Raw genomic sequence first — 13062 nt, forward strand, 5'->3', positions numbered from 1 at the left:
CTTCCTGCTGTAAAGAAGGCTCAGGCAGCGCTTTTTTATCGATTTTTCCGTTTGGTGTAAGCGGCAGCTCCATCATCAGCATGAAATACGCTGGTATCATATAGTCCGGTAGGGTCAGTGCCAGACATTCCCTAATCTGCAGGGTGGTCAGCTCCGCTCCCTCTTCCTTCACGATGTAACCGCAGAGATAGCTGTCATTGGATTCCCGCCTGTGCTCTACAACCACCGCCTCTTTAACACCAGGAATACCTTCAAGCTGTTTCTCAATCTCACCAAGTTCCACCCGATAACCACGTATTTTAACCTGTTGGTCGATCCGTCCCAGAAATTCAAGATTTCCATCCGGAAGCCAGCGCACCAGATCCCCTGTCTTGTACAAGCGTTCACCCGGTACATACGGATTATCTACAAACTTCTCGCGCGTCAGTTCTTCTCGGTTCAAATAGCCTCTGGCTATACCGTCTCCACCTAGACATAGTTCACCCGGCATGCCAATCGGAAGCAATCTTCCCTGCTTATCCATAACGTAACATGTCGAATTGCTGACAGGCTTACCGATCGGAACGCTCTTAGTCTCGTCCCATTCTCCCGTCATACTAAAGGCTGTAGAAATAACGGTATTCTCCGTAGGACCATACCCATTGACGATATTCATCCCCTTATACCTCTGGAGCAAACGACTGACCTGCCGACTCGAAATAACATCTCCGCCTGCGATAACGTATTTAATCCCTTCAAATGCTTCAATACGCTCCTGGCTTAGCTGATTGAAGAGGGTTGTCGGAAAAATAATATGCGTTATCCCATTCCTTTGGATGTAAGACTCCAGTCGATCAAGATCCAACATTAGTTCCTTATTCTCAATATGTAGTGGGATCCCGTGAAGAAGTGAAAGCCAAATTTGCTGTATAGAAGCATCAAAAGAAAGAGAGCCCGACTGAAGGAGCCTATCCCCGGTTCCCAAATTGATATAACTTGTATTAACCGTCATTTTAATGAGAGAATACTGCTCGAGACATACCCCTTTAGGGTTTCCAGTCGTCCCTGAAGTGTAAATGACGTATGCCAAGTCCTCTGGTCTATTTACACAAACTGGATTTTTCGTAGATTCCTGCTCAAGACTCGCATCACATGGATCAATTATTCGAATATCAAGCCGATCAAGACCCAGACGACCTATAAGCTCCTTTTTACCTATTAATACCGTACTTCCGCTGTCATGTAACAAATATCGAATACGACCTTCTGGATACTCTTCATCAAGAGGCAGATAAGCGCCACCAGCCTTGATGACAGCGATCATGCTGACAATTGAATCAACAGACCTATCGCACAGAATAGGTACGATTCCGTCTCGCATCACGCCATTGCTTCTCAAAACATGAGCCAATGCATTGGCCCTCTCATTTAATTCATGATATCGGAGCTCCCGTCCCCCCGAAACCACTGCAATTCGTTCACCCGCCTGGGAGACAATCTTCTCGAATAGTTCCTGAATCGTTGAAGATCTGGGATATTCGCGCTTTGTATCATTAAAAGCTTGCAGCAGTTGAACTTGCTCCTCTCTCGATACCACTTCGAGGCTGCTTACTCGCTCTTTTAAATCGCTGATCATATTCTCCACAACCTGCAAGTAAGTGCCCAATAGAGCTTCTACCGTGCTCTTATAATAAGCTTTCGCATTATAGATCATCTCTACGGAAATCAACTCATCCGTTCGTTCGACAATAACATGAATTTGGCTGTTATCCGTATCTGTAAATTTCGCTATTGCCAAGGGATCATTCATGTTCCGCATACAGAAGCTAAACAACCCCTTCTCCTCTTTCCCATTTAATTCCTCTAAGGGGTAATACTGATGCTGATAAAGCTCTATCAATTCATTTTTACATAGACCAAGTACTTCATTCATGGCCATATCCCCATCTAGCCTCAGGACGAACGGCAGTCGGTCATTAGCTACTACTCTTTCCTCTTCCTCCGTTTCATCCATATAGGGAAGAATGTTAATAACACTTTTCTCCCCTGTGTAACGATACATTTGTATATGAAGAGCCGACATTAAAATAATGCAAGTTAATAAATCATTCGCACCACTAATCTTCTGTATTTTCTGGCATAACGCAGCATCAATTTCTATGCTTACAACAGCACGCTCATAACCGGCAGGATGATGCTCATCGCAAGGAATAATCTGTTCAAAAGACACATCCTCAAGCCGTTCTGTCCAGAAACTTTTAAATTCCTTCCACCCATCTAGGAAACTCAACTCGCTCAGACTGTACTTCATAGAAACCTCCGTTTATCTGCTATGATTATGGATTAATACTGTACTTTGCTTGAATCTAGAAATTAAAGTTTAAATCGACGACCTTCTCTAGATGTTGCTTACTCCGCTTGATACCCATCTGGAGCTTTTCTCTCTCTTGCTTCGTAATCAAAGAAATCTCGTCTACAGAAACCGAACTATTATCCGCAATCTGTTCCAAAATGAGGGTAAGCTGAACAGAAATTTTATTGATAGCAGTCTCCGAATAACAATTTTCATTGTAAAGAAGATCTACACCCAAACTATCCTTCATCGAAAAAGCAACATTTAAGTCATAATGCGTCTGTTCTCTGGAATTCTCCATTACAACACGGAACTGAGAAGTTGATTTCTCATCCTCCTCTAGTGGATAATTCTCAAACACAATTAGCGTCTGAATTAAATCTTGCTTTAGAACGCTATCCTTCTGTATTTGGGCCAAAGGCACAAATTCATAAGGCTTCGATTTCTGGCCCGATTCCTGTAAACCAACTAATAGCTCTTCCACTGTAAGCCCATTCTCACATTGCATCCGAATAGGTATTGTATTAATGAACAGACCAACCATACTTTCAATACCTTCGATTTCTGGAGGTCTTCCTGACACGACTGAACCAAACACAACATCGCTATGATCGTTATACTTCTGGAGCCACAGTCCCCAAGCAGCCTGACAGACAATATTCATCGTCACCTGGCAACGTCTGGCTAGACTATCCAGCCTCTCCGTCAACGCTGAACTTAGCTTCCACGAGCATACAGAATCCTTATAGTACTTACTCTCTATTTCCTGAGACCGCAATATAGCCGCCGTATTATAGCCCTCTAAATACTTTCTCCAATAGTTCAGACCTTCTTCGAGATCCTGCTCCTCTAGCCATTGGATATGCTCATTTTTATTGTATAAAGTAGGCTGTACAATCTCACCTTCAGACAGGCTGCGGTACAAGACAAAGAGCTCCCGTAACAAAATAGCAATGGACCATCCGTCAACCAAAATATGATGAACAGTTAATAGCAAACGCAGGCTCTCGCTTCCCATCTGAACAACATTCACTTTGAATAAAGGCTCCTTGAGCAGTTTGAAGCCTTTTCGGACCAGTCTCCTTTTATATGCCTCATAAGCTTCTTCCCGATCTGGAAGCGCTGAGTAGTCTTCACAAACTATAGGGTTTACTAAACCATCCAGCACAATCTGAGAAGGATGCTTCCAATGATCAAATATTACTGTTCGTAAAGCATCATGACGGTTGATAAGTTGTTCTACCGCTGCCTCTAGTTGATTTAGATTAAAATCCCCTTCGATTTTCATTGGTATTTGGATAACATACGCTGTCGACTCCGGATGATTAAGATAAGTAAACAGAATTCCTTCCTGCATAGGAGCAAGTCGATTGATTTTACGAATGACAGCAGAGTTTCCATATCGTTCTGCGATTTCTTCACGAATTTCCTGAAGATCTTCTAGAAAATAATCGTGAGACCCGTAATCTGAAGGAGTAAGTTCTGTCTCTTTTTTCTCCGTACAGACAGTGATGACTTCCTCTAGCTTGCTCTGGAATACTAGGGCAAGAGTATCGACAGCATCCTTCGCATACCGTTCTCCATTACATTCAATCTTCACGATGAGTTGTCCGAACTCCACCCTAGCATTGATCTGAATGCCCTGATTCATAGCAAAATCCATGTGCATTTCGTTTCCCTTGGGAAGCTTGGAGTAGCTAATATCTTCGCGATTCATGTCCTGATCAAACTGACCTAGATAATTGAAGCTGATGTCAGCTTGTACAGTTAGATCGAGCCCTTGTTTATACCCTTCATCCGTCATATAAGAGAGCGCACCATAACCGATCCCTTTATTCGGCACTTTTCTTAGAATTTCTTTCGTTCTTCTGATTGTCATATCTAAATCGACATCCCGCATATCCAATAAGACGGGATATACACTCGTGAACCACCCCACCGTTCGGTTCACATCAATCCCAGCACCAATATCTTCTCTTCCGTGGCCTTCCAGCATAATCGTCAGCTTTGTCTGGCCGTTCCATTCTTTTACTGCAAGTCCAAGAGCTGAAAGAAGCAGATCGTTAATTTCAGTACGGTACGCCTTGTTGCTCTCATTAAGCAACTTAATCGTGAGCCCACTGTCTAATATTATCGTTCGGTGAATCATATGCTTCTGGAGGCTACGCTCTTCAACCGACCTATCAAGCACTATCTGGCGGCTTTCCTCCGCTACTTGCTGCCAATATCCAAGTTCCTTCAAGCAACGTTTACTATGAGCATATTCCTTTAACTTTCTAGCCCATAACTGAAATGATGATGTTTTCTCAGGAAACAGAATCTCCTGACCTAACCTTGCAGATTGGTATCCTTGCAGGAAGTCTTCGAGTAAAATTCTCCATGATACCCCATCAACAGCAAGATGATGAATCACAAATAGGAGATGATCTCCTTTTCGTGTATGAAACAAGCCCATCTTAATTAATGGACCCTCTTGTAAAGAAATAGACTCCTGTAGTCGCTGCGCCTCCCGCTCCAACTCGAATTCCAACGCATCGTCTAACGATTCCGAAAAGTCTACCCGTTCCAAACTAAGCCGTTCCAGCTCAGTTCCACGATTGAAAACAGTAGGTTTAATACCGTAGTTCATGACCATCCGCAAGGTATCATGATGAACGATCATTTTCTCTAGTACATCTCGAATGATAATTTCTTCGAATCCTTCTTGTGCAAAAAGCATCATAGACTGATTAAAATGATTGAATACATCCTCATCAGTCTGCGCCAGCCATTGCATAATTGGGGTAAGCTCTATATAACCTTCCACAGCCTCCTGCGGATGTATGAGTATATTTCTCCTCGCACGCTTTGCGATTTCAGCAATCGTTCTGTATTGCATGATCTCTTTTACTTCCAGCTGAATTCCATACTGTCTCAATCTTGAAACAATTTGTATGGATTTAATAGAATCCCCTCCGATATCGAAGAAGCTGTCATGAATCCCTACTGCTTTCAAGCCAAGTACTTCACACCACACTACCGATATCTTTTCCTCGGTATCTGTCCTTGGCAGCGTGATTGCCTCGCTTTCCAACATTTCTGGCTCAGGGAGGGCACGTTTATCAATCTTTCCATTCGGCGTAAGCGGCATTCTTTCTAGCATCATTATAGAAACGGGTACCATATAGTCAGGAAGAACCTGATGAAGTATTGCTCTCAAATCGATATCAAGCGGATTGCTTATGGCTTCGGGAACCCAATACCCCCATAGGCAACTATCCCCTTCACTGCGTTTATGCTCAATAACAACAGCTTCTTTTACGCCTTGATATGCTTCCAATTGCTTCTCGATCTCGCTTATCTCTACACGATATCCGCGGATCTTTACCTGGTGGTCAATCCGACCCATGAACTCCAGATTTCCGTCTGGAAGCCAGCGGGCCAAATCACCTGTTTTATACAAGCGATCTCCCGATATATACGGATTCTCCATAAACTTCTCTCTCGTCAACTCTGTCTGATTCCAGTAACCCCGGGCCACTCCGTCTCCACCGACGCATAATTCACCCGGTACCCCCACCGGTAGTAATTTTGCATACTTATCCATAATATAAACAGTCGAGTTACTGACTGGCTTGCCAATAGGAATGGCGTGCTGCTCATCCCAAGCCCCGGTCATAAGATAAGCGGTAGAGATGACTGTATTTTCCGTTGGACCATAACCATTAACAATTCGAAGATCAGGATATTCGTGAAGAACACGGGAAACCTGTCGACTCGAGATCACATCACCACCGACAAGTATATGCTTAAGATGCGCAAATACCTCAACTCGCTCCTGACTCAACTGGTTAAAGAGAGTCGTTGGAAAAACCATATGAGTAATTTGATTTCTTTCTAAGTATTGATTAAGCTGATCAATCTCTAGCATTAGTTCCTTTTTTTCTATGTAAAGAGGAATACCATGCAATAGGGCGAGCCAAATTTGTTGAATAGATGCATCAAATGATAGAGAACCTGATTGCATCAGACGGTCTCCTTGCTCAAGAGAGATATAATCGGTATTAATAACCATCTTCACTAGTGACCGATGTGTTATGCATACGCCTTTTGGATTTCCTGTCGTACCGGAAGTATAAATCACATAAGCCATATCTTCAGAAGAGACAGTTTGCTCGAGGTTTTCTCTGTTCTCCAACCACAGATCTGACGTATTAAAGTCGATTAGAAACGATATTCCTTCAAATGCCTGCAAACGTTGACCTCTGCCGATTAGCACCGTTCCTCCACTGTCATTCAATAGATAGCGAATTCGAGCTTCTGGATACTCCTCATCGATAGGAAGGTAAGCTCCACCTGCTTTGATCACTGCCACCATAGCGACGATTGTATCTACGCTCCTGTCGCAGAGTATCGGTACAATCACATCTCTCTTCACACCGTAACTTCTTAAGACATGCGCAAGTGAATTAGCCTTCTCATTCAACTCCCTATAGCTCAGCTTCATATCGCCCGTAATAACAGCAAAGTGATCACCTGCACGGACCGCTATCTCCTCAAACAACTCGTGCACCGTTTTATTTCTTGGATATTCCCTTCGTGTGTCGTTAAATACACTAATAATTTGGCTGACTTCTTCTCTGGTCATCCACTCAATGTCAGCAATGGTTGTATCCTCGTTGCTAACAACCGCTTCCAATATTTTTTTATAATGTCTAACTAGCCTATCCACAGTATCTGCTCGAAATAAATCCGTTCTATATTCCACAACACCCTTTAATATCTCTTCTCCATCATAAACAACAACCGTTAAATCGAATTTAGCCTCTTTTTTCTTCACCGGATATTCAGTTATGGTCCATTTATCATCAGAAAAGAACGGCTTATCAAAGTGCTGCACCGTGAAAAAGATATCAAATAATGCATTGCGTCCTGGGACGGACGTTACTCCCAGAGCCTCAACCAGCTCTCCAAAATCGTACTCCTGATGCTGAAACGCTGCTAGCGCATTGTCCTTAACCTCTTTCAAGAACTCTCGAAACGTTTTTGTAGCATTCGGCATATTCCGTAGAGCGAGTGTTCCCACGAACATACCTACTGTCTGCGACAATTCTGGATGATTTCGTCCGAGTATCGGTGTCCCTATAATCATATCTTCCTGACCGCTATACTTGGCGAGCAGAATATAAAAACATGCCGATAACCATTGATATACTGTCGTACCTGTCAGTGCGCAACGGGAACGAATCTCTCGGGATAGCGTTTCGTCCAATTCAAACGAAAGAGTTAGCCCCTCAGAATTTCTAGCAGGAGATCGCTTGTAATCTATAGGCATATTAAGCACGGGAATATCACCGGTAAATTGTTCAAGCCAATACTCTTTTTGCTTCTCTATGGCGCCGTTGAGATGAATATCTCTATGCCAATTTGCGTAATCCTTATAGGTGAGTCCTAATCCTGGCAGAACCTCTCCGTTATAAAGCTTGAACAGATCTTTAATCAGAATGGAAGTTGATTCTCCATCCGCGATAATATGATGCATATCTACCACTAACAAAAAGGCGTTGTTCTCCACCTCTGTAACTGTGGCACGAATCAATGGCCCTTCTTCCAAATCAAAGGGCCTGACGAAATGTAGAATCAACTCATCTAGCCTGCTCTCGTCGTTGTCCTTATTGTATTCGACTGTAGACAACGACACCTTTGCTGAGAATGTTTCATTAATTCGTTGAACGATATCATCATTCTTAATATGAAATGTTGTACGCAGCGACTCATGTCGTTGAATCAGCTTCGTAAAGGCACACTCCCATCTTGCCTTATCCAAGCTACCCTGTATGACGTAAGCTTTAGTTTCGTTGTATTCTGTGCTTTCTTTGTTGGAATACTGTATCGCATACAGTCTCTGCTGAACGGGAGAAGCAGGATAATATTCAGAAGTTTGTACCTGAAGAATTTCTCTATCCAAAAGAGACAGGGTGTCCTTTTCGTAAGATTCTCCTATCAACTCCGCCAGGTTCTCAATAGTAGACCTTCGAAAAATATCGATAACAGAGACGCCCTTCTCGAAGCTATTCTGAATAGCTGTTGCCATGAGCATCGCTGTTAATGAATGGCCTCCTAAGTGAAAGAAGTCATCCCGGATACCGATTTCTTCATTATCGAAAATCCTACTCCAAATGCGGAAAAGCTCTTCCTGTATAGGGTTTTGGGGAGCAATATGATAAAGCCCAGACGTTTCTTGTTGATCTTTCAAAGCCTTCCGATCCGTCTTTCCTGTCGTCGTGAGCGGGATACTCTCAACGTGTATGAATTGCGATGGTACCATATATTGCGGCAACCTATCATTCAGCTCTTCTCTAAGAAATTGATCAGAAGTTTCTGTTTCACAAACGATATAAGCAACTAGTTGTACACCCGTTTTGTGATCCTCATTAACGAGTACCACTGCATCCTTAATTCCTTCCATACGTAGCAAGGCACTTTCGATCTCACCGAGCTCCACACGGTATCCTCGGACTTTTACCTGAAAATCTTTTCTCCCCATAAACTCAATTCGTCCGTCTGGCAGTTTCCGTCCCATATCGCCAGTGTGATATATGCTCCGTTGTTCAGTCGTTTCAAAGAAAACTAACTTGGTCCGTTCCTCATCCTTCCAATAACCTGGTGACAAGTACCGCGACACAATTGCTATCTCACCGGTCTCTATTTCCCTAGTTCTTTCTCCTTGCTCACTTAACAGAACAATCTCAGTTTCTTCAACGACGTCTCCCAAGGAAATCGTATCATTTGAACTCTCCTGCGTGATCCATAGCCCCGCATTATAAGATGACTCGGTTTGTCCATACAGATTATACATAGAAGCATTAAGAAATTTCTTCCTATATTCTTCGATATCATAAGGCAGTACAATTTCTCCACCAAGAACGATTAAACGAAGATGAGGGGATTCGAAATTATGCTTCATTGAATTCATGAAATACCTAAACAAGGTCGGTACGGAATGCCAAATTGTAATCTTGTTCTCTACTAGCCATTCAGACAAATCCTCATCATGATTCCTTTTACGTATATCTTTTGGATATAGAGTAGCCCCGCTTAATAATGCGCTATATATATCCATTACAGCAGCATCGTGGCAGTAAGAAGAAAATAGCGTAAGTCGATCTTTCTCCGCTATTTGCAAACAATCGATATAAGCTTGGACAAAATGCAATATATTTTGTTGTGTCTGCATTACACCTTTGGGAACCCCTGTAGATCCAGACGTATACAAAATGTAGGCTAATCTGTCCTGCTGTACTGGTAGCAACAGATTCTCTTCATTCGTTCCTGTCTGCAACTCACTACAATTCACAACATTGATATGGCTGGTTTTCTTCTTCAATCGGTGAGCGAGTTGAATATTCTCATCATTTGTAATTATTAAATTCGCTTCCGCATCTTCTACAATGTATTGAGCTCGTTGTTCGGGATAACTAGGATCAATCGGAACATAAAGTACCCCCGCCTTTAATGCTCCCAGCATCGCGGCAATCATATCAGATCCATGTTCAAACAATAAAACAGCCTTATGCTCAGAAGCCTGAATCTCTCCCCCTATACTACGAATTGCTCGAGCAATCACATTGGCTTTACGGTTTAGATCACCATATGTATAAGATTCCTTCTCAGTAATTACCGCCAGTTGATTGGGCCTTAATCTAACCTGCTCTTCAAAACATTCAACTATCATGCAAAATCCTCCTAAAAATATCTTTCATCAGCTCCCCAATACTACTGTTCTATCAACTCAGAGCTTACGAAGTTCTTTACTAGCAAACATAAAAATGGTTATAACGAAAAGTATGACTCCTGAAAATAGAGGTAGTATATAAGCCGAGATAATATCAAGAAGTATGCCCGACATAATGCTTGCGACTGGAATTAAAAGCGTTGCTACCGTTCCCAAAAGACCGAACACTTTTCCTCTCATGTTGTCAGGTACAAGAGTTTGAAGAAGAATATTTATGGGGATCATAATAAATGGCACGGAAAATGACACCAGAAAAAAAAGAATAGCTAACAGTGAGCAGTTCACTGTTGGGGTAAATTCAAAAAATGGGTTGTACGCAGTAAGGCCGATCAGCGTAACTCCCAAGTCTACAATTACGAAGAAAAAAATCATTTTTTTGAAATGGCTGCCTGTACCTGGTTTTATTGAGTAAACAATCGATCCTACTAGCATACCTAAAGGGAACATCGCCTCAATAATACCGAATTGTACAGAGGATAATTGAAACACTTCGTTTACGATATAGGGGATGGGGATGGCAAGACCAAAAGTAGTAAAGAAGTTTAAAAAAATAAAAAAAATAAGTAAAACGACCATCCAACGTTTCCCCAAAATAAAATCGATACTACCTCTAATCTCTGCCAAGATTCCTCTCACTTTAGGCACGTTTTCGTCCAAAATTTCTGTTAAATTCAAACGGAAATCAACTAAACTCATCCCTATAGCTGATAAAAGAAAACTGAGCGCATTTAATAACAAGAACATACGGATATCTATAAAAACAAAAACGATACCTCCAAGAAAAGGTCCTGCCATCGTTGTAATAGAGGTTACAGCTTCATTCAATGAATTGATCTTAGGAAGTGTATTCCCGTCCACAATATTGGGAATCGAGGCACCCATAGGGGTATCAAAGAATGTATGACAGACTGCAAGCAGCACAGTTGCTATATAAATATAAGTAACACTAAGTCCATCTACAAAAGTAAGAAATAGCATTCCCAACAATAATGCACCACTTAATAAATCCATCAAAATGATCAAGTGTTTACGGTTGACCCTATCTGATACGACTCCGGAAATCGGCCCACAAATCACAGCAGGAATCGTTCCAAGGGCTAAGGTTAAAGCAAAACTAAGACCGGAACCTGTCAGTTTCAGAATGTAAAAACTGATTGCAAAATTGTAAATACTCGTCCCAAACAGAGATATGAAGCGAGCAATGAGATAGTATACAATATTCTTCTGCTCTTTCTTTTTGAAATCTCTTTCCTGTAGTTTTACTTGCATCGATTGTACATTAGCACTCATATAACCCTCCCAGATAGATTCGAAATATAGAACATATTTATCAAACTGGATTTCAAAAAAACGAACTAAAAACTGCTTCTATGATGACCTGATTAATTCGCCAGATAGTTACAGATAGCAACATAAACCGCAAATTCCCAGTATAATATACCCATATTATCCTATTGACGTATAAAAATCCAGTAATAATTAAATAATATAATTGAAGGTTTCTTTATATATTTTTCGTAATAAAAGTTCAAAAAAGTAATTTTAATTTTTTGAAAATGTGTTGCTTTTCTCTACATATATGATCCAGATATTCCATCTGCGGGCAAGTCTATCACGGTGACTGCTCAGCTTATTACTTTTAGTCATTGCATTGAATTCACTATTGTAATGCGACGTTATACTGATTTTTCAATACATCTTCAATGCCCTCCTTATCACAAAAAAATACACCCTTAGAATTCATCGGTCCCCCTAAGGGTCTCCAATGCCTATTCAAAGGGTGTACTGCATGTACAAAAGGTCAGGTACTATTTTCTAGCTCTTGATCGCATTCACATGATGCGGACGCGCTACCGGCTCGCTGTACGAATTATTATTCTCATCAACAACATTCGCTGCGCCATTCAGACGGATTTGCACTTTAGCTGCCCCCGTATTTTCCGTTACAGAGAGGACGAGCGCCTCCAGCATTTCCGCAGGTGCAGGCTGGCCGGCTTCATAAGCCTCATCCTGCAAATCAATCGCAACCGTGTCCTCGGTCTGCTCGATACTAGTTACTTTGACATCATTGGTTATAACGCCTGTCAGTTCCTTCTTGTTAAGCGGTCCAGCGATCAGCTGCTCCAGAGCTGCAAGAGCCACTGCTTCTGTATCCCCCTGCACAGCTTTATCCGAGCGAGTAATCAATCTTGTAACCGGAACATAATATTGCTCGTTATCCGACGTTTGGGAAGAGAAGTAGAGCGTAACTGGTGTGGAATTCGCATAGTTCACTCCCTCAGCTGCTTCCAGATTAATACCTACCGAACGGGTAAGCGGCTCATCCAGCGGGAATCCATCCACTGGCATTTCCGGCAGCTTCGCGCCTTCGTACCAAATTTCTACTCCTTCAATGCCGGTCATGGCGGTTAAAGTCCATGTGATCGCTTCAACAATTGTTCTCTCATCCGTTGCATTATAGTCTTTGAATGGCGCAGAGAATTCGACGGTTGCCAGCTTCTTCTCTTTGTTTACATTATAGGATTTCACTTGTGTTCCTTGCGGTATGACAGCTCGAAAATCTGCAGGAAGCTGCTTGGAGTAGCTGCCTCCATCGACCATCATCTCCAGCGCTTTTTGTCCAGGCGTCTCATTGTCACCAAGGCTTGTCTTAAGTGCTACCGGCGCCAAATATCCTTTGCCGTCCTCCAAATATACCGTTAATTGTGAATCATTTCCTTGCCCGGGCACATCAATCTTTCCTGTACTCGGCGTTTCGCTGCCTGTGTTATTCGTGTTCTCCGACGGCGGGGGATCAATAGATTGGCTTGTCTCCTTCGAGAACAATCCACACCCTGTCATTAAGATAGGTAACACCATAAGCCCACCGATTGCAGTGCGGCGCATCCATTTCATTTGAACCATAATTACCTTGCCTCCCCAACGATTATTGCCTTCCGGCTTTGTACATTTGTTT

The 13062-nt window shown here is 42.3% G+C and carries 4 protein-coding genes; all 4 read right to left on the reverse strand.

The genetic code is table 11. The features are described 5' to 3' along the window. On the reverse strand, window positions 1–2290 hold a 2290-nt coding region (locus AC50YO_RS03445), incomplete at its 3' end, for a non-ribosomal peptide synthetase (protein WP_494843277.1). Window positions 2291–2345: 55 nt separating this feature from the next. Beyond that, window positions 2346–10046, reverse strand: a complete 7701-nt coding sequence (locus AC50YO_RS03450) for an amino acid adenylation domain-containing protein (RefSeq protein WP_494843279.1) — start codon at window positions 10044–10046, stop codon at window positions 2346–2348. 57 nt (window positions 10047–10103) lie between these two features. Continuing rightward, complete coding sequence (locus tag AC50YO_RS03455; protein WP_494843281.1) at window positions 10104–11396, reverse strand: MFS transporter; 1293 nt, start codon at window positions 11394–11396, stop codon at window positions 10104–10106. Window positions 11397–11921: 525 nt separating this feature from the next. Continuing rightward, a complete protein-coding gene (locus AC50YO_RS03460; protein WP_494843283.1) occupies window positions 11922–13010 on the reverse strand; it encodes a GerMN domain-containing protein in 1089 nt (362 codons plus the stop codon). Window positions 13011–13062: the final 52 nt, after the last annotated feature.

This window comes from Paenibacillus sp. J22P59, from assembly GCF_059383895.1.

Bases quoted from the DNA above. Each gene is read 5' to 3' on its own strand.
- AC50YO_RS03450 (WP_494843279.1), bottom strand. From the start codon at position 10,046: ATGATAGTTGAATGTTTTGAAGAGCAGGTTAGATTAAGGCCCAATCAA.
- AC50YO_RS03460 (WP_494843283.1), bottom strand. From the start codon at position 13,010: ATGGTTCAAATGAAATGGATGCGCCGCACTGCAATCGGTGGGCTTATG.
- AC50YO_RS03455 (WP_494843281.1), bottom strand. From the start codon at position 11,396: ATGAGTGCTAATGTACAATCGATGCAAGTAAAACTACAGGAAAGAGAT.